The organism is Roseococcus sp., from assembly GCF_965227005.1.
Classification (GTDB): domain Bacteria; phylum Pseudomonadota; class Alphaproteobacteria; order Acetobacterales; family Acetobacteraceae; genus Roseococcus.
Genome location: NZ_CBDDFJ010000018.1, coordinates 158046 through 179273 on the forward strand (window position 1 = coordinate 158046; position 21228 = coordinate 179273).

The 21228-nt window shown below is 70.2% G+C and carries 18 protein-coding genes; 9 read left to right on the forward strand and 9 right to left on the reverse strand.

The annotated features are described in order from the left end of the window. Positions 1-99: 99 nt before the first annotated feature. Entirely contained in the window at positions 100-1509 is a 1410-nt protein-coding gene (locus tag ACO057_RS09370) for a phospholipase D family protein (protein ID WP_421990935.1), read from the forward strand. Positions 1510-1513: 4 nt separating this feature from the next. On the opposite strand, the gene ACO057_RS09375 is transcribed toward ACO057_RS09370, so the two are convergent. The 3 genes from ACO057_RS09375 to ACO057_RS09385 all read right to left on the reverse strand — a co-directional run bounded on the left by ACO057_RS09375 (position 1514) and on the right by ACO057_RS09385 (position 5304). Continuing rightward, positions 1514-1894 carry a rhodanese-like domain-containing protein gene (locus tag ACO057_RS09375; protein WP_421990937.1) on the reverse strand — a complete coding sequence of 127 codons (381 nt, stop codon included), beginning with the start codon at positions 1892-1894 and terminating at the stop codon, positions 1514-1516. A gap of 55 nt (positions 1895-1949) precedes the next feature. After that, positions 1950-2639, reverse strand: coding sequence for a carbonic anhydrase (locus ACO057_RS09380; protein ID WP_421990939.1), 690 nt, complete (start codon positions 2637-2639; stop codon positions 1950-1952). A gap of 256 nt (positions 2640-2895) precedes the next feature. Next, positions 2896-5304 carry a DNA translocase FtsK gene (locus tag ACO057_RS09385; RefSeq protein WP_421990941.1) on the reverse strand — a complete coding sequence of 803 codons (2409 nt, stop codon included), beginning with the start codon at positions 5302-5304 and terminating at the stop codon, positions 2896-2898. A 133-nt stretch (positions 5305-5437) separates the two neighbouring features. Between ACO057_RS09385 and ACO057_RS09390 the strand changes: the two genes are divergently transcribed. Further along, positions 5438-6580, forward strand: coding sequence for a diguanylate cyclase domain-containing protein (locus ACO057_RS09390; RefSeq protein WP_421990943.1), 1143 nt, complete (start codon positions 5438-5440; stop codon positions 6578-6580). On the opposite strand, the gene cysK is transcribed toward ACO057_RS09390, so the two are convergent. Then, positions 6547-7509, reverse strand: coding sequence for a cysteine synthase A (gene cysK / locus ACO057_RS09395; protein ID WP_421990945.1), 963 nt, complete (start codon positions 7507-7509; stop codon positions 6547-6549). The genes ACO057_RS09390 and cysK overlap by 34 nt on opposite strands. Positions 7510-7612: 103 nt before the next feature. Between cysK and ACO057_RS09400 the strand changes: the two genes are divergently transcribed. From ACO057_RS09400 to ACO057_RS09410, 3 genes are read left to right on the forward strand one after another with little or no spacing between them, the layout of a single operon-like run. Continuing rightward, entirely contained in the window at positions 7613-8059 is a 447-nt protein-coding gene (locus tag ACO057_RS09400; RefSeq protein WP_421990947.1) for an RrF2 family transcriptional regulator, read from the forward strand. A gap of 4 nt (positions 8060-8063) precedes the next feature. Next, complete coding sequence (locus ACO057_RS09405; RefSeq protein ID WP_421990949.1) at positions 8064-8627, forward strand: regulatory protein RecX; 564 nt, start codon at positions 8064-8066, stop codon at positions 8625-8627. After that, positions 8624-9331 (forward strand): AzlC family ABC transporter permease, encoded by a 708-nt coding sequence (locus ACO057_RS09410; RefSeq protein ID WP_421990951.1) that lies wholly within the window; start codon positions 8624-8626, stop codon positions 9329-9331. Before ACO057_RS09405 ends, ACO057_RS09410 begins: the two co-directional genes overlap by 4 nt. Before the next feature lie 6 nt (positions 9332-9337). On the opposite strand, the gene ACO057_RS09415 is transcribed toward ACO057_RS09410, so the two are convergent. Continuing rightward, complete coding sequence (locus ACO057_RS09415; protein ID WP_421990953.1) at positions 9338-11368, reverse strand: hydantoinase/oxoprolinase family protein; 2031 nt, start codon at positions 11366-11368, stop codon at positions 9338-9340. Continuing rightward, complete coding sequence (locus ACO057_RS09420) at positions 11368-12993, reverse strand: hydantoinase B/oxoprolinase family protein (protein ID WP_421991168.1); 1626 nt, start codon at positions 12991-12993, stop codon at positions 11368-11370. The genes ACO057_RS09415 and ACO057_RS09420 overlap by 1 nt, the downstream gene beginning before the upstream one ends. An 84-nt stretch (positions 12994-13077) precedes the next feature. Here ACO057_RS09420 and ACO057_RS09425 point away from each other — a divergent pair, with 84 nt between their 5' ends. Both ACO057_RS09425 and ACO057_RS09430 read left to right on the forward strand, forming a co-directional pair. After that, the gene (locus tag ACO057_RS09425; RefSeq protein ID WP_421990955.1) at positions 13078-13995 is read left to right on the forward strand and encodes an SMP-30/gluconolactonase/LRE family protein; all 918 of its coding nucleotides are present in this window, start codon (positions 13078-13080) and stop codon (positions 13993-13995) included. A gap of 100 nt (positions 13996-14095) precedes the next feature. Next, positions 14096-14680: a hypothetical protein gene (locus tag ACO057_RS09430; protein ID WP_421990957.1), complete on the forward strand. Its 585-nt coding sequence runs from the start codon at positions 14096-14098 to the stop codon at positions 14678-14680. Positions 14681-14707: 27 nt separating this feature from the next. On the opposite strand, the gene ACO057_RS09435 is transcribed toward ACO057_RS09430, so the two are convergent. The 3 genes from ACO057_RS09435 to tkt form a co-directional block, all read right to left on the reverse strand. After that, on the reverse strand, positions 14708-15901 hold the full coding sequence (locus tag ACO057_RS09435) for a phosphoglycerate kinase (protein WP_421990959.1): 1194 nt from the start codon (positions 15899-15901) through the stop codon (positions 14708-14710). An 82-nt stretch (positions 15902-15983) separates the two neighbouring features. Beyond that, the gene (gap, locus tag ACO057_RS09440; protein WP_421990961.1) at positions 15984-17006 is read right to left on the reverse strand and encodes a type I glyceraldehyde-3-phosphate dehydrogenase; all 1023 of its coding nucleotides are present in this window, start codon (positions 17004-17006) and stop codon (positions 15984-15986) included. Next, positions 17003-18964 carry a transketolase gene (tkt, locus tag ACO057_RS09445; RefSeq protein WP_421991170.1) on the reverse strand — a complete coding sequence of 654 codons (1962 nt, stop codon included), beginning with the start codon at positions 18962-18964 and terminating at the stop codon, positions 17003-17005. Before tkt ends, gap begins: the two co-directional genes overlap by 4 nt. 278 nt (positions 18965-19242) lie before the next feature. Here tkt and ACO057_RS09450 point away from each other — a divergent pair, with 278 nt between their 5' ends. Both ACO057_RS09450 and ACO057_RS09455 read left to right on the forward strand, forming a co-directional pair. Continuing rightward, the gene (locus ACO057_RS09450; RefSeq protein WP_421990963.1) at positions 19243-20130 is read left to right on the forward strand and encodes a TauD/TfdA dioxygenase family protein; all 888 of its coding nucleotides are present in this window, start codon (positions 19243-19245) and stop codon (positions 20128-20130) included. 103 nt (positions 20131-20233) lie between these two features. Then, on the forward strand, positions 20234-21226 hold the full coding sequence (locus ACO057_RS09455) for a Bug family tripartite tricarboxylate transporter substrate binding protein (RefSeq protein WP_421990965.1): 993 nt from the start codon (positions 20234-20236) through the stop codon (positions 21224-21226). Positions 21227-21228 lie beyond the last annotated feature (2 nt).

A 21228-nucleotide genomic window follows, 5' to 3' on the forward strand; every position in this document is an offset into this window, starting at 1 on the left:
CGCATCGCCCCTGCGCCGTTGGCCTGGAACCAGAATGACGGGAGGAAGCGAGACATTGCACAGGCCGATGGTTCGTCACACCTTTCGCTGATGCCGCATATGTCCGACGAAGCCGGGGTCGAGGCCGTGGCGCGCTCCGCGCCGTGGCCGCCTGAGGGATCGCATCCGCCGGGAGCGACGAGCCGGGTCGCGCTTCTCGCCGATGGCGACGCGGCCTTTGCCGCGCGCGTCGCCTCCGCGCGGGCGGCGGAGCGCACGCTCGATCTGCAATACTACCTCTGGCACGGCGACGTGACGGGCCGGCTGATGGCGCGCGAGGCGCTGATGGCCGCCGATCGCGGCGTGCGCGTCCGCATCCTGATCGATGATCTCTACGGCATCGGGCGGGAGCGCGACATCGCCTCGCTGAGCGGCCATCCGCGCATCGCGCTGCGCTGGTTCAACACCTCGAAATGGGGGCGCTGGGGCTGGTTCGGGCTGATGCTGGAATTCGCCTTCGGCAGCTGGCATCTCAACCGGCGCATGCACAACAAGGCCTGGATCGCCGATGGCGGGACGGTGATCTGCGGCGGGCGCAATATCGGCGACCGCTATTTCGACGCCCCGGCCGATTTCAATTTTCGCGACCTCGACGTCCTGGTGCGGGGGCCGGCGGCGCAGGAGGCCACCGCGCTCTTCGAATCCTATTGGCGCAGCCCGCTGGCCCGTCAGCTGCGCCGCCTGCCGCGGATGCGCACGCGCAAATCGGCGCTCAAGAAGCTGCGCCGCAAGCTGGAGGCGACGGCACAGACGCCCGAGGCGAGGGAATTGCTCGACGCCGCCTGCGCGACGGGCGCCCCGGTGGGGATCGAGATCGGCAACGATGCCATCCGCATCCTCGCCGATCCGCCGGAGAAGGTGCGCGGCCGCGAGGCGAGCGTGATCGCCCCGATCGTGCATGACCTGCTGCTCTTCGCGCAGCGCGAGGCCCTGCTCGTCTCCCCCTATTTCGTGCCTGGCGAGGCGGGGACGGAGGAGCTCATCGCGCTGCGCCGGCGCGGCGTGCGCGTCAGCGTCGTCACCAATTCGCTGGAGGCGACCGATGTGGTCGCGGTCCATGGCGGCTATGCGCGCTATCGCGAGCGGCTGCTGGCCGAGGGCGTGGAGATCCATGAGCTGAAGGCCGTGGGCGAGCCCAGGGCCGGCGTCTTCGGCTCGCGCGGGGCGAGCCTGCACACCAAGGCGGTGCTGGTGGATGACGGGCCGGTGCTCGTCGGCTCCTTCAATCTCGACCCGCGCTCGGTCGCGCTGAACACGGAGATGGGCGTGCTGGTGAAGCATGCGGCGCTGGCGCGGATGGTGCGCCGGCAGTTCCATCGCCTGGCCGCGCCTTCCCGCAGCTGGAAGCTTGCTCTGGTGAAGGGCAAGCTGAGCTGGGAGGGCAGCCGGCAGGCCGAGCCGGGCGCGACGCTGAGGCGTCGTTGCCTGGCCTGGCTGGTGCGCTGGCTGCCCGTCGAGTCCCAGCTCTGAGAGGTCAGACCTTCTCGATCTCGCCGCCCGCCTCGGCCCAGCTCTTGAAGGTGCCGAGGTTGCGGACCTTGTCGTAGCCCATGTCCTTGAGCGTCTTCAGCACCAGGGCCGAACGTCCGCCCGAGGCGCAATAGGCCACGACCGTCTTGCTCTGGTCGAAGTTCTTGTCATGCGCGGGCGAGGCCGGGTCGACGCGGAATTCCACCAGGCCACGGGGGATGGCGACGGCGCCGGGAACCTTGCCGGAGGCCGCAACCTCGGCTGGCTCGCGCACGTCGAGGAAGACGACATCCGCGCGGCCCACCAGCGCCTTGGCCTCGTCGACGGTGATGCGGGGCACGGCGGCCTCCGCTTCGGCGAGCATCTTCTGAACGGTCAGGGCCATGGGTGTCTTCCTCCGGAGGGTTATACGCCGGAGGCTAGACCAAGCCCCCGTCGCGTCAAATCTCCAGCAGTTCCACCCGGCCGGTGACGAGGTCGTAGACGCCGCCCTCGACGCGCAGCTCGCCGCGCTCGACCATTCCCGCCATGATCGGCGGGGAATTGCGCAGCAGCTCCACATTGTAGCGGACATTGGCGACCGTCGCCCGGCGGATCAGATCCTCGCCCGGCTCGGACAGGACCGGCTGTATGCCTGGCGCCATGCTTTGCACCAGCTCGTCGATATGGCCCGGATAGATCTCGCCCGTCTGGAGCGAGCGCACCGTGGCGTCCACCGCGCCGCAGCTCGTATGGCCCAACACCATGATGACCTTGGCGCCCAGCATGGCCACACCGAACTCCAGCGAGCCCAGCCCCTTCTGGGTCACGAAATTGCCGGCGACGCGCACGATGAAGATGTCGCCCGGCCCCCGGTCGAAGACCATCTCGGTCAGGACGCGGGAATCCGAGCAGCCGACGACGGCCGCGAAGGGGGCCTGGCCCAGGGCGCGGCTAGGCCTTCCGGCCGAGTAGTCGCGCTCCAGGGGCTCGTTGGCGACATAGCGGGCATTGCCCTCCATGAGCAGCCGCAGGGCCTCGTCGGGCGTGCCGGCGGCCGAGCGGGGGGGCTCGGCCGAGGTTCCGCCGTCATCCTGGGGCGCGGAAACGGCCCGGCGCCATTTGCCGGCCTTCGCGCAGATCGCACACATCCTGAAACTCCTCGGAAACGGTCAGTCTGTTCCGAACGCAATTCAATCGGGGACGTGTGACAGCGCGTTGGGGCTGTGGCGTCAATCCTCATCCCGTTCTTTGGCCCAGCCTCGCGAGGCGACGGGGCGTCGCGCAAGCCCTATTTGCGCAGGGGCGCGGCCGGACCTGCGCAATTGGCTAAATTCGAATCCACATGGCCCCATCGCCGCGCCGCAGAGGCATCGGCCGGCGACGGGAGCCGGCACGGCTCCGTCCTCAGTCCTCCGTCTGCCGTCGCGCCAGGATCTCGCGCTTGCCGACATGGTTGGCGGGGCTGACGATTCCCTCCTTCTCCATCTGCTCGATGAGCTTGGCGGCGCGGTTATAGCCGATGTTGAGGTGGCGCTGGATGAAGCTGGTGCTGGCCTTGCCCTCGCGGGTGACGACATCCACCGCCTGGTCGAAGAGCGACTTGTCCGCATCCGAGGCGGCCGCGATGCCGGACATGCCGGATTCCGCCTCCTCGTCCACCTCGGTGACCTCTTCCACGTAATCCGGCTCGCCCTGCTCGCGCAGCCAGTTCGTGATCTCCTCGACCTCGCTGTCCTTCACGAAGGGGCCGTGCACGCGGGTCATGCGCCCGCCGCCGGGGAGGAAGAGCAGGTCGCCCTGGCCCAGCAGCTGCTCGGCGCCCTGCTCGCCCAGGATGGTGCGGCTGTCGATCTTGCTCGTCACCTGGAAGGAGATGCGGGTGGGGAAGTTCGCCTTGATGGTGCCGGTGATGACGTCCACCGAAGGCCGCTGCGTCGCCATGATGACGTGGATGCCGGCCGCGCGCGCCATCTGGGCGAGGCGCTGAACCGCGGCCTCGATCTCCTTGCCGGCGACGATCATGAGGTCCGCCATCTCGTCGATGACGACGACGATCATGGGCAGCTTCTGCAGGGTGAGCGACTGGTCCTCGAAGACGGGCTTGTTCGTCTCGGGGTCGAAGCCGGTCTGCACGCGGCGCGTCAGCAGCTCGCCCCGGGCGAGCGCCGCGGTGACCTTCTCGTTGTAGCCGGCGATGTTGCGCACGCCGATCTGGCTCATGGAGCGATAGCGGCGCTCCATCTCGCGCACGGTCCATTTCAGTGCGCCGATGGCCTTGGGCGGCTCGGTGACGACGGGGGCCAGCAGATGCGGGATGCGGTCATAGACCGACAGCTCCAGCATCTTGGGGTCGATCATGATGAAGCGGCATTCCGACGGGCTGTGCTTGTAGAGCAGCGAGAGGATCATCGTGTTGATCCCCACCGACTTGCCCGAGCCCGTGGTGCCCGCGATCAGCAGATGCGGCATGCGCGCGAGGTCGGCGATGATGGGCGTGCCGCCGATGTCCTTGCCCAGGATGAGCGGCAGCGAGGCGTTGCTGCGCTGGTATTCGTCCGAGGCCAGCATCTCGCGCAGATAGACCGTCTCGCGCCGGATATTGGGCATCTCGATGCCCATCACGCTGCGGCCCGGAACGGTGGCGATGCGGACCGAGATCACGCTCATGCTGCGCGCGATGTCGTCGGCGAGGCCGATGACGCGCGAGGACTTGGTGCCCGGCGCCGGCTCCAGCTCGTAGAGCGTGACGACGGGGCCGGGGCGGATCTCGGTGATGGCGCCGTTCACGCCGTAGTCGTTGAGCACCTGCTCCAGCATGCGGGCATTGGCCTGCAGCGCCTCCGCGCTCGGTCCGCCGGCGACGCGCGGCGGGGTGGGGGCCAGCAGGTCGATCGAAGGCAGGCGCCAGCCCTCGGCGGGCAGGTCCAGCGAGGGCTGCGCGGCGGCGGGCGGCTTGGGCTTGGGGGGCACGGCGACGCGGGGCTGGCTGCGCGGCGCGGGGCGCATCTCCGGCTCGCGCCGGAGCGGCGGGCGGACCGGCTCGGCGGCGACGCGGTCGGCTTCCTGCAGCACGTCCACGAGGTCGGCCGCGGGCTCGATGCGGTTGCGGGCGATGAGGTTCTTCGTCCCGCGACCGGCCCAGAGGAAGGGGCGGAAGAGGTGGTGGCGCTTGCTCGCGCCGAATTCGGCCGCGCTGCCCAGGCCCTGCGAGGCGGCCACGGCCGAGACGCGCGCCGCGCGGCGCCATTCCCCGGGCGAGAAGCCGAAGGCGATATAGACCAGCAGGCCCGTCAGCCCGCCGGTGATGAGTTGGGTGGAGAAGCGCCCGAGCGGGCCGAAGAGGCCCTCCAGCCCGTGGAGCAGCGCCTCGGCCACCAGCGGTCCGGCCGCGCCGCCCTCGGCGCCGGGCAGGAGCGCGAGCCAGGCGGCGAAGAGCGGCGTCGCCAGCAGCAGCGCGGCGATGCGCGCCGGCAGCAGGCTCACGCCGCGATGCGTGGCCATGCGCAGCGCCCAGCCCAGCAGCACGACGCCCGGCAGATAGGCCGCCCAGCCGCAGGACTGGCAGAGGATGTCGGCGACGATGGCGCCGAAGGGGCCGGCCAGGTTGGTGGCATGCCCGCTGGTCGCGGTGGAGAGCGAGGGGTCGGAGGGGTTGTAGGTGCCGATGGCGACGAGCAAGGCGAGGCCGAGGAAGCCGAGCAGCAGGCCGCCCATCTCATTCGCGCGCCGACGGATCGCGGCCTTGACCGCGGGCGACGCAAGTCGCCCCAGCCCGGCGGCGGGATCGGAAGGCTCGGCTAGTTCACGCGCCATTTCGGCCAGACCTCATGGGGGGAGGGAAGCAGCCGGGGGGATTCGCAGGATAACAGGCCGCTCGGCGCTTCGCTACGGTCCGCAGTCGCGCCGCCGATGGGCCGGGGGCGCATCCTATGGCATAGCAACGACCATGGTTCTGGACTTCACGTCCCTTTTGGTGGCGGTCGGCTTCTCGGCCGCCGTGCTGTCGGCCGTGCTGGTCGCGGCCTGGCGGATGTCCCGAATCGACCGGTTTCTGCTGACCTGCGCCCTGGGCGCCGTCCTGATCGCGATCGGCGTGGGGTTTTCCGCCCTCTACATCGCGCGGCCCGCGCCGCCGTTCGACGCGATGGCCTTCGCCCTCATGCTCACCGGGCTGGCCACGCTCCACGGCACGGCGCGGCAGTTCAGCTCCGGCGCCTCGCCGGCCGGGGCGATTGCCGCCGCGAGCCTCGCGACCCTCCTCGTGACCGTGCCGCCGCTGTTGCTCGGCTATACGGGCCTCGGCTTCTTCCTGGGCTACTGCGCCTCGGCGGCGCTGCTGGGGATGACCGCGCTGCACTACTGGCGGGCCCGCGAGGAGGCGCCCGGCATCGTCATGGCGATCGCCGGGCTGTACTTGGCCGTCGGGCTGTCCTTCCTGCCGCGCGCGATGCTCGTCCTGCTGGAAGGCAAGCTCGTGATCCCCGGCCAGCCGAGCAACTGGGCGGAGGACCTCTCCATGGTCCTGGTCGTCGCCGCGATTCCGGGGATCGGGGCCATGACCATGTCGCTGAGCCAGATCCGTCTGGTGCGAACCCATCGGCTCGCGGCGCTGACCGATCCGCTCACCGGGCTCATGAACCGGCGCGCCCTGGCCGAGGCCCGGCTCGGCGGTGTCGTCGCCGCGACGCTCTTCGACATCGATCGCTTCAAGGCCATCAACGACACCCACGGCCATGCCCGGGGCGACCGCGTGATCCTGCTCTTCGCCGCCGCGTTGCGGGATGGATCGGCGGCCGGGGAGCTGGCGGCGCGGATCGGGGGCGAGGAATTCGCGCTCATCCAGCCGCTCTCCACGCCCGAGGCCGCCCGCCGCCGCGCGGAAGAGGTGCGCGCGCGCTTCGCCGCCATGGTCCGCGAGAGCGAGGGGCTGGCCTGCACTGCCAGCGCGGGCCTCGCCATCGGTGGGAGCGCCGATGGGTTCGAGGCAGTACTGGGCGAGGCCGACCAGGCTCTCTACGCGGCGAAGCGCGAGGGCCGGGACCGGCTGGTGCTCGCTCAGAGCCCTTCGAAGAGCTCGGTCGAGAGGTAGCGCTCGGCGAAGGAGGCGGCGATGCCGACGATCAGCTTGCCCTCCATCCCCGGCTGCCGGGCGATCCGCATCATGGCGGCGAGCACCGCGCCGGTGGAGATGCCGACCGGCACGCCGTCCAGCCGGGCCACGGCCCGCGCCGCGGCGAAGGCGTCGCGCTCGGCCACGCGCTCCACGCCGTCGAGGCTGGCAAGGTCCAGCACGGTGGGGCGGAAGCCGGCGCCGAGGCCCTGGATGAGGTGCGGCCCCGGCTCGTCGCCGTTAAGCACCGCCGATTCGGCGGGCTCGACGCCGATGACGCGCAGGCTCGCCTTGCGTGGCTTCAGCGCGCGGGCGATGCCCGTCAGCGTGCCGCCCGTGCCGATGCCGCCGACCACCACGTCCGCCGCGCCGGCGGTGTCGCGCCAGATCTCCTCGGCGGTGGTGCGGGCGTGGATGTCGGGATTGGCGGGATTGTCGAACTGCCGGGCGATCCAGGCGCCGGGGGTCGCGGCCTGGATATCCTCGGCGCGGGCGATGGCGGCGGCCATGCCCTTCTTGCCCGGCGTGAGCTCCAGCTCGGCACCCAGCAATTTCAGCATCTTGCGCCGCTCGATCGAGGCGGCGTCGGGCATGACCACGATCAGCCGGTAGCCCTTGGCGGCCGCGACCAGCGCCAGCGCGATGCCGGTATTGCCCGAGGTCGGCTCGATGATGGTGGAGCGTCCGGGCTCGATGATGCCGGCGGCCTCGGCGGCTTCGACCATGGCCAGGCCGATGCGGTCCTTCACCGACCCGCCCGGGTTGAAGAACTCCAGCTTCAGCGCGAGCCGGGCGGGCGACTTCTCCTCGGCCATGAGGCGTGGGAGCAGCACCGTCGGCGTTCCGCCGATGGTGGTGAGAATGCTGGCATGCAGGCCTTGGCCGGCCCCGGGCGAATCGGCGTCCATCCCCTCCGGTAGCACGAAAAATGACCCGTGATGCCAGAGGCGGGTTGGAATTTTATGCGAGACGCGCCAGATTTCACGCGAATCACCTGGAGATTTCGCAAACATGCTGTTGCGGCGGGACCGTGCCTTGCTCGCGCTCGACATCGCGCTCGATATCGCTTTCCACGCTGGGCGTGGCGGCGAGGTCACGGGCGCGTCCGATATCGCGGAGCGGCTGAACGCCGCGCGGCGCGGAATCGAGCCCCTCCTCCAGGCGCTGGTGCGCTCGGGCCTGCTGGACAGCGTGCGCGGGCCGCGCGGGGGCTATCGCATGGCGCGGGCGCCGCGCGAGGTGAGGCTGGCCGAGATCATCGCTGCCGTGACCGAGGACGAGGCGGCCGACGCCCCCCCCGGCAAGCTCGCGACCCTGGTGACGGCGCCGCTCTGGGCCGAGCTCGATGCGGCGGTGGAGAAGAAGCTCCAGGGCATCACCCTCGAGGACCTGCTGAAGCGTGCCGCCGCGGCCGGGCTGCGCCGTCCGGTGACGGAGCCGCTGCATTTCGTGATCTAGGGCCATGCCCAAGATCACCGAGGCCTCCCTGCACAACGCCGCGCTGGCGCATCTCGCGCGCTATGCTGCCACCGAGGCCGGGCTGCGCCGCGTCCTGGCCAACCGCATCCGCCGCTGGGCGCGCGAGGCCGAGGCCGAGGGCCAGGACGTCGAGGCGATCGCCGCCGAGGTCGCGGCCGGCAATGCCCGCGCGGCGGCCATCGCGGCGCGGTTGGTGCAGGCCGGCGCGGTGGACGACGCGGTCTTCGCCAAGGCGCGGGCGCGGCGGCTCATGGGCGGAGGGCGCTCGGCGCGGGCCACGCTGGCGCATCTGGCGGCCAAGGGCGTCGCCGGCGAGACGGCCCGCGAGGCGATCGGCCAGGAGGATGTGCCCGATGAGCTGACCTCCGCCGTCATCCTCTGCCGCAAGCGGCGCATGGGCCCCTTTGCGACCGTCGAGCCCGATCCGGTCCTTCGCCAGAAATGGCTGGCGAGCCTGGCGCGGGCCGGCTTCGGCGGCGAGGTCGCGCGGCGCGCGCTGCGCCTGCCGCGCGAGGAGGCGGAGGAGATCCTGGCCGCGCGGCCATGAGCGGAACGCGGGTCGTCTTCACGCGGCAGGGCGTACGCAGGGGCGTGCGGATCGCGCTGCCCATGATCCCGGCCGTGGTGCCCTTCGGCCTCATCATCGGCGTGATCTCGGACGCGCAGGGGCTCTCCTTCCTGGAGACGGTGCTCATGTCGGCGCTGGTCTTCGCCGGGACGAGCCAGCTGGTGGCCCTGCAGGTCTGGGCCGATCCCGCGCCGATCTTTGCCGCGACCCTGGCCTGCTTCATCATCAATCTGCGCCTGGCCCCCATGGGTGCGGCGCTGGCGCCCTGGCTCGACAAGCTGCGCGGCTGGCGGCTCTGGGGCACGCTGGCGACGCTGGTGGACAACAGCTTCGCCATCGCCATCGCCGACCAGCGCTCGGGCGGGCGCGACGCCGGGCTGCTGCTCGGCCTGGGGCTGACCTTCTGGGCCTTCTGGGTGGTCCTCTGCGCCCTGGGCTATGCCTTCGCGGGGGCCATCTCGCTGCCGCCGGGCCATCCGATCTTCTTCGCGAGCCTGGCGACGCTCATCGCGCTGATGGTGCCGCTCTGGCGCGGCCGGCTCGAGATCCTGCCCTGGAGCGTCGCGGCGGTGGCGGCGCTGGCGGTCTCGCAGGGGCTGGGGCTCGGCCAGCCCTGGCCGGTGCTGGCGGGCGCGATGCTGGGCGGGGCGGCCGGCGCGTGGCGGGACACGCGGCGGCCCTGAGCGGCGTCAGCGCTGCTCGATCATGAGCCAGCCGCCCTCGTCCATCCGTGCGACGTCGCCGGGCAGCAGCAGCACGGTCGTGGTCGCGGATTCGACGATGGCCGGGCCACGTACCTCCTGCGCGGCGGCAAGATCGTCGAAGCCATGGACGGGCAGCTCCGCCCAGCCGCTCTCCAGCAGGGCGCGGCGCGTGCCGAGGGCGTCGCCCGGACGCCCGGCGCCGGCGGGCCGGACCGGCAAGGGCGGCAGCAGCCCCGAGGCGGCGGCGCGGGCGGTGACGAGCACGACCTCCTCCTCCGGCAGGTCGTAGGTGAAGAGCGCCCGGTGTCGGGCATGGAAGGCCTCGCGCAGGGCGGCGCGATTCGGGGCCACGCCGTCGAGGTTCACGGTGATCTCGAAGACCTGCTCGCCATAGCGCAGATCGGCCGCGCGATGGGCCACGACCTCGCCCTGGAACCATTGCGCGAGCTGGGTGCGCGCCTCGGATTCCAGCCCGTCGAAGAGGGCATCAAGGGCAGCGTCGCTTGGCATCGCCTCGGCGCTGACGACGCTGCGCGCGATCTCGTGGCGCAGCTCGGTCTGCAGCATGCCCCAGGCGGAAAGCCCGGCGGCGAAGAGCGGTACGGCGATGCGCGCCATGCCGAGATCGCGCGCCACCGCGCTCGCATGCAGCCCCGCGGCACCGCCGAAGGCGAGCAGCGTCGCCCCCCGCGGATCGACGCCGCGGCGGACGGTGGCCACGCGCACGCCATCGGCCATGCGCGCATTCACCAGGCGGTAGATACCGAGCGCGGTCGCCTCGGGCGTGATGCCGAGCTTGGCCGCCAGAGTGGCCATGGCGCGCTCGGTCGCGGCCACGTCGAGCAGGCGCGCCCCGCCGAGGAAGCGCGTGGCATCGAGATAACCCAGCGCGAGATTCGCGTCCGTCACGGTCGGCTCGGTGCCGCCGTTTCCGTAGCAGGCGGGGCCGGGGCGGGCGCCGGCGGATTGCGGCCCGACCTCCAGCGTGCCGCCGCTGCCCAGATGCGCGATGGAACCGCCGCCGGCACCCAGCGTGATGATGTCGAGGCTGTCCAGCGCGATGCGCTCGCCGCCGACCTCGCGGCCCTGGCCCAGCGTCGCCGCGCCGTCCTGGATCAGCGCGATGTCGGTGGAGGTTCCGCCCATGTCGAGGGTGACGAGCTGCTGGCCCATCCCCCGCCGTGCGAGCGCGAGCGCCGCCGAGACGCCGCCCGCCGGGCCGGAGAGCGCGGTGCCGACGGCGAGGCGCGCGGCCTCGTGGATGGGCGCCATGCCGCCATGCGAGAGGATGACGAAGACCGGCTGCGTGTAGCCCGCTTCGCGCAGGCGTGATTCCAGCCGCGTGAGATAGCGCGAGACGACGGGGCCGACATAGGCGTTCACCGCCGTGGTGGAGAAGCGCTCGAACTCCTTGATCTGTGGCAGCACGTCGGCCGAGCAGGTAACGAAAACACCAGGCAACGCCGCGCGGACGGCCTCGGCCGCCGCGTGCTCGTGCTTCGGCGCGGCCCAGGAATGGAGGAAGCAGATGGCCACCGATTCCACCTGCTGCGCGCGCAGCGTCGCGATGGCGGCGTCCAGGCTCGCGGCGTCGAGCGGGACCTGCACGCTGCCATCGGGGCGCAGGCGCTCGCGCACGGGCAGGCGGAGCTGGCGCGGCACCAGCGCGGGCGGCTGCGGCAGGCGCAGGTCGTAGCGCGCGGGCTTCAGGCCCTCGCGCATGGCGGTGACGTCGCGATGGCCCTCGGTGGTGAGCATGGCCGTGCGCGCGCCGCGCCGCTCCAGCAGCGCATTGGTCGCGACGGTGGTGCCGTGGACGATGCGGATCGTCGTCTCCAGCAACTCGGTGAGGGTGATGCCGATGGCGGCGGCGAGATTGGCCAGGCCGTCGAGCACGCCCTCGCTCTGGTCGTGCGGGGTGCTGGCGGCCTTGGCCAGGTATTCGCGGCCCTCGACATCCACGCCGACCACGTCGGTGAAGGTGCCGCCGACATCGACGCCGATTGTGTAGCGCATTACGCGAGGCCTTCTTCGATATCACGGGCGATGAGTTCGGGGTCGCGTTGGGCCGGATCGCCCCAGCCGCCGCCGCCGGCCGAGCGGACGTGGATCACCTCGCCCGACTGGATGTCGATGCCGACTTCCTTGGTGCGCAGCACGCGCTCGCTCCCATCGGCATGGCGCAGCACATAGCGATGCGGCGCGGAATCCTGCCCGCCCGCGATGCCCGCGCTGCCGTGGAAGGCGCCGTCGCCCGCGGTGTTGCCGCGCGAGGGGCCGTCGCTCTCCACGACCAGTTCGAGCTCCGCGCCATGGCCGCCGCGATACTGGCCCGCGCCTGCCGTGCCGCCGAGGAATTCGTGCTTGCGGAAATGCAGCGGGAAGCGTGCCTCGGCCATCTCGATGCTGCCGAATTTCAGGCCGCCCGCCGAATGCCACTCGCCGGCGGCGGACCAGCCGTCGCCCTGCGCGTGGCCGCCCGCGCCGGGGCGCGCGTGGAAGAGATGCCAGACGAATTTGCGATCCGGGCGGCGCGCATCCTTGCCGGTGATGGCGATGCGGAAGCGCCGGCCCCAGCCGCCCATTGCGCGCTCGGGGCAGCAATTCTGCATCGCGCGGATGATGGCCTCGACGATCTCGTTGCTGCAGTGGCTGGTGCAGAGCGTGACGGCCGCGCCCTCGCGCGCCCAGACGATGCTGCCTTCGCGCGCGATGACGCGCAGCGCGCGGAAGGCGCCCTCGTTCTTCTGCACTTCGGGATCGAGGAGATAGGCGAAGGCCATGCAGGCGGCCGAGAACATGTTGGGATAGGACGAGTTCACGATGCCCAGGACCTGGTCGTCGCTGGCGGAGAGATCGACCGTCAGCGTGCCGCCCTGCTTGGTGCAGGTGGCGCGGATGGCGATGTTCTTCGCGTCGTGGCCGTCGTCGTCGAGGAAGGCCTCGCCGTGCCATGTGCCGTCCGGCCAGGCCTCCACGATGCGCCTGGTGTGCGCATGGGCGAGGTCGAGGATGGCATCCACCGCCGTCATCAGGCTCGCGCTGCCATGCTGCGCCAGAAGATCGGAGAGCCGGTTCGCGCCGAGCTTGGCGGAGCCCAGCATCGCCGCCAGATCGCCACGGAAATCGCGGTTGATGCGCGTGTTGAGCGCGAGCATCGCCACGAGATCGGGGCGCATGGTGAAGTTCTCGCCGAGACGAATCGGCGGAATGCGGAGCCCTTCCTGCCAGATCTCGGAGGCGCCCGGATTGTAGCCGCCATGCGTGTTGCCGCCGATGTCGGACTGATGCGCGCGCACCACGCTGAAGAAGCGCACGACACCCTCCGAAAAGATCGGGAGGATGATCGTGAGGTCCGGCAGGTGGCTGCCGCCGTGATAGGGATCGTTCAGCAGGAAGACGTCGCCGGGCTTCATATCCGCGCCGAAGGCCTCGACCACGGCCTTGGCGGCGAAGGGCATGGCGCCGACATGCACGGGGATGTGGTCCGCCTGCGCGACGAGGCGGCAGGCGCCATCGGTGAGAGCGATGGAGAAATCGCGGCTGGAATTGAGGATCTGGCTATAGGCCGTGCGCAGCAGCCCTTCGCCCATTTCTTCGACAATTGCGGTGAATCGCGCGGAAAGCACGGCGAGCGTCACGGGATCCAACGGGGGTATCTCCATCTTGGCGGCACGGCGAGCGTGGCGCATCCTGACCCGAACAGAAAGGGGAGGAGCTCCAAGATGAGCCTGAAAATTCTCGCGGAAGGTCTGCGTTTTCCGGAAGGGCCCGTGGTGCTGCCCGATGGCGCCATCGCGCTCGTGGAGATCGAGAAGCAGGTCATCTCGCGCATCGCGCCGGATGGCACCTATAGCGTGATCGCCAAGACCGGCGGCGGGCCGAACGGGCTGGCGGCCGGGCCGGACAACACGCTGATCCTCTGCAACAACGGCGGCTTCGCCTGGCATGAGGAGCCCGACATCCTGCGTCCGCACGGCGTGGCCGAGGACTACACCAACGGGCGCATCGAGGTGGTCGACATCGCCACGGGCGCGGTGAAGACGCTCTATGATCGCTGCGGCGAGGTGATGCTGAAGGGGCCGAACGACCTGCAGCTCGACGGCAAGGGCGGCTTCTGGTTCAGCGATCTCGGCAAGGTGCGCGCGCGCGATCGCGACCATGGCGGCGTGTATTGGGCGGCGCTGGATGGCAGCCGGATCGTCGAGGCGGCATTCCCGATTTTCGGCGGCGCGAACGGCATCGGCATCAGCCCCGATGGCGAGAAGCTCTACGTGGCCGAGACGGAGACGGGGCGGCTCTGGGGTTTCGACATCATCGGGCCGGGACAGCTGCGCAAATGCCCCTGGCCGAGCACGAGCGGTGGCACGCTGATCTGCCAGTTTCCGGACTTCCGTCGGCTGGACAGCCTGGCGATCACGGATGCCGGGAACATCGTGGTGGCGACGCTGGTTTCGGGCGAGATCACGACCGTGACGCCTGCGGGCAAGATCATCGACGTGGTGAAGATGCCCGAGCGCATGCCAACGAACATCTGCTTCGGCGGGCCGGACCGCAGGACCGCCTACATCACGCTGTCGAACACCGGGAAGCTGGTGAGCATGAAGTGGCGCGAGTCGGGGCTGCGGTTGCCGCACTGCTGAAAACGGCGAAGCCCTCGCCGTAAGCATGCGGGCCGCTCGACTTGAAGCCGTGATCGTGTAAATTCCTGGGAATATAAAACGACTTACCAGGAGATCCTGCATGATCCGGCTTCTCGCGGCGGCTGCCATGACCACGGCTCTCGCGCTTCCCGCCCTGGCGCAACCGGCCAACATGCGTCCCACCCGGGACGTGACCGTCACCTACCGCATGACCGGCCTGGCCGGCGCCCCGCCGCAGGAAATGCGCATGGCCTTCTCGGCCAGCACCGGCAAGCAGCGTGTCGACCCTCCCGGCGCCGCAGGCTGGATCCTCGTTGATCACCGGGCGAATTCCGCCGTCATGGTCATGGATGCCCAGCGCATGGCGATGTCCTTGCCGCCGGCGGCCGTGGCCGCGATGAGCCAGGAGGCTCCGGCCGGCGCCACCTTCACCCGCAAGGGAACCGCCACGGTCGCCGGGACCGCCTGCACGGAATGGGAGATCGCCATTGGCGAACTGCGCGGCATGAACTGCATGACCGAGGACGGGGTCATGCTGCGCACCGTCTCGGCCGCTCCGAACGGCGTGGCGATGACGATGGAGGCCACGCAGGTCACCTATGGCGCGATCGACCCGGCCCGCCTCTCGGTGCCCGCCGGCTACACGACCCAGCAGATGCCGACGGGCGCTTCGCCGGCTCGCTAAACCGAGGGGCGGAAGCCCCTCGCGATCCTACCGCTCCAGCGCGGCGACACCCGGCAGCGTCTTGCCCTCGAGCCATTCGAGGAAGGCGCCGCCGGCCGAGCTGACATAGCTCATGCGCTCGGCCACGCCCGCATGGCGCAGCGCCGAGACGGTGTCGCCGCCGCCACCCACCGAACGCAGCGTCCCGGCCTCGGTGAGGCGCGCGACCTCCTGGGCCACGGTTACGGTCGCCGTGTCGAAAGGCGCGATCTCGAAGGCGCCGAAGGGGCCGTTCCAGACGAGGGTCTTCGCGGCCGAAAGGCGCTTCACCACATCGGCGATGGTGGCGGGGCCGACGTCCAGCGCCATCATGTCGGCGGGCACGCCGTCGAGGCCGACGACCTTGTTGGGCGAATGCGCGGCGAAGCCCTCGGCGACCACGAGGTCGAGCGGCAGGACGATCTCGCAGCCGTTCTTCTTCGCGGTGGCGAGGATCTCGCGCGCCGTGTTGTGCATCTCGGCTTCCTGCAGCGACTTGCCGACCGAATGGCCCTGCGCGGCCAGGAAGGTGTTGGCCATGGCGCCGCCGATGACCAGCACGTCCACCTTCGATGACAGATTGCCCAGCAGGTCCAGCTTGGTGGAGACCTTGGCGCCGCCGACGATGGCGACGACGGGCCGCTGCGGATTGCCCAGCGCGGCGTCCAGCGCCTCAAGCTCGGTCTGCATCAGCCGGCCGGCATAGGCGGGCAGCAGCTTGGCCACGCCCTCGGTCGAGGCATGGGCGCGATGCGCGGCGGAGAAGGCGTCGTTGACGAAGACGTCGGCGAGCTTCGCGAAGCCGGCGGCGAGCGCCGGGTCGTTCTTCTCCTCGCCGGCGTGGAAGCGCGTGTTCTCGAGGAGGAGGACCTCGCCGTCCTTCAGCGCGTTGGCGGCGGCTTCGGCCTCGGGACCGATGCAGTCATCGGCAAAGGCGACGGGCTTGGCGAGGGTTTTGGCGAGCGCTTCCTGCATGGGCTTGAGCGACATCTCGGGGACGCGCTTGCCCTTGGGGCGGTCGAAATGGGAGCAGACGATGACGCGCGCGCCCTTGGCGGCGAGCTCGGCGATGGTGGGGCAGAGGCGCTCGATGCGCGTCATGTCCGTGATCTTGCCGTCCTTGACGGGCAGGTTCAGGTCGGCACGCAGCAGGACGCGCTTTCCGCGCGGATCGAGGTCATCGAGGGTGCGGAAAGCGGGCATATTTCGTCCGTTTATGTAAAGGCAGGGGTCCGGGGAGACACCGTCTCCCCGGTGGGGTGTGGGGCGAAGCCCCGCGTCTTGCTTAGAGCTTGCCGTAGTAGGCAGCGGTGTCCGACATCCGGTTGGAGAAGCCCCACTCGTTGTCGTACCAGGCCATCACGCGCACCAGGCCGCCGTCGATCACCTGCGTCTGCGTCGCGTCGAAGGTCGACGAGTGCGGATCGTGGTTGAAGTCGATCGAGACGAGCGGCGCGGTGTTGTAGCCGAGGATGCCCTTGAGCGGGCCGCTCTCGGCCGCCGCCTTCATCACGGCGTTGATCGCCTCCTTGGTCAGGCCCTCGGTCTTGCCGGGCACGAAGTCGAGCGAGACGAGGGAGACGTTCGGCGTCGGGATGCGGATGGAGGAACCGTCCAGCTTGCCCTTGAGCTCCGGCATCACGAGGCCGATGGCCTTGGCCGCACCCGTCGAGGTCGGGATGGCCGAGACCGCCGCCGCGCGGGCGCGGTGCAGGTCCTTGTGCAGCGTGTCGACGGTGTTCTGGTCGCCCGTATAGGCGTGGATGGTCAGCATATAGCCGCGCACGAGGCCGAAATTGTCGTGCAGCACCTTCACGACCGGCGCCAGGCAGTTGGTGGTGCAGGAGGCGTTGGAGACGATCTTGTCCTCGGCCGTCAGCGTCGTGTGGTTCACGCCGTAGACGATGGTCCTGTCCGCGCCGTCGCCGGGGGCGGAGATCAGCACCTTGCGCGCGCCGGTGCCCAGCAGCAGCGAGGCCTTGTCGCGCGCGGTGAAGATGCCCGTGCACTCGGCGGCGATGTCGACGCCATCCCACTTCAGCTTGGCGGGATCGCGCTCGGCCGACACCTTGATCGGGCCCCAGGTCTTGCCGTGGGCCTTGATCGTGATGCTGTCGCCCTCGACGATCACCTCGCCGGGGAAGCGGCCGTGCACGCTGTCATAGCGGAACATGTGGGCATTCGCCTCGACGGAGCCGAGGTCGTTGATGGCGACGAATTCGACGTCGTCACGGCCGCTCTCGCAGGCAGCGCGCAGAACCAGGCGACCGATGCGCCCGAAGCCGTTGATCGCGACCTTAACCGTCATTTGCTTCCATCCTGTGCGAGAAGTTTCTGTGCTGCCGCGACGACCGCGGCGGGCGTGATGCCGAAATGCTCGAAGAGCTTCTCGGCGGGCGCCGAAGCGCCAAAGCCGGTCATGCCGATGAAGGCGCTGTTGGCGCCGAGCCAGCGATCCCACCCGAAGGAGATCGCGGCCTCGATACCTATACGCGGGGCGTCGCCGAGGGTTGCGGCGCGATAGGCCTCGTCCTGCTGGGCGAAGAGCTCCCAGGAGGGCAGGGAGACCACGGCGGCCTGGATGCCCTGCCCGGCGAGCTGGGCGCGGGCCGTCATGGCGAGGGAGACCTCGCTGCCGGTGGCGATGAGCGTCACGGCGCGCGCGCCCTCGGCCTCGGCCAGGACGTAGCCGCCGCGGGCGGAACGGTTCTCGCCGGCATCGTCGCGCAGGGCCGGCAGGCCCTGGCGCGAGAGGGCGAGGACCGAGGGGCCCTCGGTGCGGCGCAGCGCCAGCTCCCAGCACTCGGCCGTCTCCATGGCGTCGGCCGGGCGGAAGACGGCGAGATTGGGGATGATGCGCAGCGAGGCGATGGTCTCGACCGGCTGGTGGGTCGGGCCGTCCTCGCCGAGGCCGATGCTGTCATGCGTCAGCACGTGGATGACGCGCTGGTGCATCAGCGCCGCCAGGCGCAGCGCGGGCCGCAGATAGTCGGCGAAGACCAGGAAGGTGCCGGCATAGGGGATGATGCCGCCATGCAGCGCCATGCCGTTCATCGCGGCGGCCATGCCGTGCTCGCGGATGCCGTAATGGATGTAGCGGCCGGCGTAGTTGCCCGGCGAGATGGGCGCGATGCCCTTCACGTCGGTGTTGTTGGAGCCGGTGAGATCGGCGCTGCCGCCGATCATCTCGGGCACGGCCGGCACCAGGGCGCCCAGCGCCCGCTGGCTGGCGATGCGGCTGCCGATCTTGGGCTTTTCCGTCGCGAAGGTGGCGCGCAGCGCCTGCAGCGGCTCGGCCCAGTTCTCGGGCAGCTTGCCGGCCATGGCGCGCTCGAACTCGACGCGCATGGGGTGCTTGGCGAGGCGCTTCAGCCAGGAGCGGCGCGTGCCGGCGGAACGGCGGCCGGCCTCTTCCCACTTGGCCTTCAGCCCCTCGGGAACCGTGAAGGGCTCGGCGTTCCAGCCCATGGCGGACTTGGCGGCGGCGATCTCGTCGGCGCCGAGCGGCGCGCCGTGGCTGCCCGCAGTGCCGGCCTTCTTCGGCGCGGAGAAGCCGATGATGGTGCGGCAGGCGATGATGGTCGGCTTCTTGCTGCGCTGCGCGACGGCCATGGCGGCGGCGATCTGCGCGGGGTCATGCCCGTCCACGCGCTTGGTGGCCCAGCCATAGGCCTGGAAGCGCTTCAGCACGTCCTCGGAGAAGGAGAGGGCGGTGTCGCCGTCGATGGAGATGTGGTTGTCGTCCCACAGCACCGTCAGCTTATCGAGGCACAGGTGGCCGGCGAGCGCGGCGGCCTCGTGGCTGATGCCCTCCTGCAGGTCGCCATCCGAGCAGATGACCCAGGTGCGGTGGTCCACCAGCGACTTGCCGAAGCGCGCGGCCAGGTGCCGCTCGGCGAGCGCCATGCCGACGGCGGTCGAGATGCCCTGGCCGAGCGGGCCGGTCGTGGTCTCGATGGCAGGGTGGTAGCCGTATTCGGGGTGGCCGGCGGCGGGGGAATGCAGCTGGCGGAAGTTCTTGAGCTCGTCGATGCCCATGCCGGCATGGCCGGTCAGGTGCAGCAGCGAATAGAGCAGCATCGAGCCGTGGCCGGCGGAGAGCACGAAGCGGTCGCGGTCGGGCCAGCGGGGGTCGGCCGCGTCGTATTTCACGAACTTGGTGAAAAGGGCGGTGGCGACGTCGGCCATGCCCATGGGCATGCCGGGATGGCCGGACTTGGCCTTCTCGACCGCATCCATGGCCAGAGCGCGAATCGCGTCGGCCATGCGGCGCTCCTCGGTCGCGGGTCGCTCAAGGATGGCGGCCTGGACGGCGAGGGCGGGATTGGGGGCGTTGGGATCGACGATGCTGGCCAAGGTGAACGGGCTCTCAACTTTGGCGTCCGGCTATAGAGCCACGCCTTAGTCGCGGCAAGTTTGAAGGGGCATGCGGACGATGCATGGGGCGGTGGCGCTGGGGGCAGGGCGGGTCGTCATATGGAGTTGCCGTCCCAAATTTAATCGATTAAATTCGACCGAAGACAATCTCGGCCCCGGAGGAAATCATGAGCGCACAGCTGACCATCACCCCCATCACGCCCTCCTTCGTCGCGGAGGTGAGCGGCGTGGACCTGACCCAGCCGCTGACGCCCGGCCAGGTGGCCGAGATCGACGCGGCCATGGATCGCTACGCCACCCTGGTCTTTCGCGGCCAGAAGCTGGACGACGTGACGCAGCGCGCCGTCGGCGAGGCGCTGGGAACGATCGAGGGCAGCCGCGCCACGGTGGACGTCGAGCAGGGACGCCTGAAGGACAAGCAGCTCAACGACATCTCCAACCTCGCGGCGGACGGGACCATCCTGGCGGCCGATGCCCGGCGGCGGATGTTCAACCTGGGCAACCAGCTCTGGCACAGCGACAGCAGCTTCAAGGCCATCCCGGCCAAGTACTCCATGCTGCATGCCCGCGTGATCCCGCCCAAGGGCGCCCCCACCGAGGTGGCCGACATGCGCGCCGCCTGGGACGCGCTGGAGCCCGAGATGCAGGAGAAGCTCCGCGACCTCATCTGCGAGCACAGCCTGCTCTATTCGCGCCAGCTCCTCGGCTTCGGGGAATTCACTGAGGCCGAGCGCACCGCCTTCGCCCCCGTCCAGCAGCGCCTGGTGCGCTACTTCCCCTCGACCGGACGGCGCAGCCTGTACCTGTCGGCGCATATCGGCCGGGTCCTTGGCTGGCAGGTGCCGGAGGCCTTCGCCCTGATCCGCGACCTGATGGAGCACGCGACCGAGCGCCGCTTCGTCTACAGCCACGAGTGGAAGGTCAACGACCTGCTGATGTGGGACAACCGCACCACCATGCACCGCGCCCGCCCCTTCGATGACAAGAAGTATCCGCGCGACATGCGCCGCGTGACGATCGTGGACGTGGCCTCCACGCTCCAGCAGGCGGCCTGATCCTTCGCCGGAACATCCGAAAGGCGCGGCTGGCCCCAGGGCCGGCCGCGCCTTTCGGCGTTCCGCGCGACACTTCGATCCACGACAAGAGGAAACAAGCAAGATGTCCAAGAACATCTCGACCAAACGATTCCACGCGGCCTGCGCGATGGGCGCGGCGATGCTGCTCGCCGCCACGAACGGCATGGCCCAGACCGCGCTTCCGGACCGGCCGCTCCGCATCATCAGCGGCTTCGCCCCCGGTGGATCGAGCGACACGCTGACGCGCCTGATCGCCGATGCCATTAGCCCCACCCTCGGCCAGCGGGTCGTCGTCGAGAACCGGACCGGGGTGAACGGCGTCGTGACGGCCGCCTATGTGGCGCAGAGCCCGCCGGACGGCTCGATGATCTACCAGTGCTCGATGAGCACCCTGGCCATCACGCCGCAGCTCCAGGGCGCCACGCTGCCGCTCGATCCCGGGGTGGAGACGGTGCCGGTGGCCAATGTCGCGCTCTCCTCCTACGGACTCTTCGTGGGCGCGAACGCCGAATACCGCAGCGTGGCCGACATCCTCGCGGCGGCGCGCGCGCGCCCGGGAGAGCTCACTTTCGCGAGCCCCGGGGCGGGCTCGGCGCAGCATCTCTCGGGCGAGCTGATGAAGAGCCTGGCCCGCGTGGACATGACCCATGTGCCCTATCGCGGCACGGCGCCGGCGGTGCTGGACCTCATGGCCGGGCGCATCGACTTCATGATCGGCAATCTCGGCGATGCGACGCGCCAGGTGCAGTCGGGCGATCTGCGCCTGCTGGGCATCGGTGATCCGACGCGCTCGCCCGTCTTCCCGGATGCGCCGCGCATCGCCGACACCCTTCCTGGCTTCGACGTGACCGGCTGGTTCGGCATGTGCGGGCACAAGGACATGCCCGACGCGCTGCGGCAGATCTGGGCCAATGCGATCGGCCGCGCCATGCAGGACGCGACTTTGCGGAAGCGGCTGGAGGATCTGGGCTTCACGCCGCATTTCGAGAACACGGCGGATTTCACCCGCCGCCTCGCCGCCGACCGCCGCACCTGGCTGGCGGTGATCCGCGCGGGGAACGTGTCGGCGAACTGACG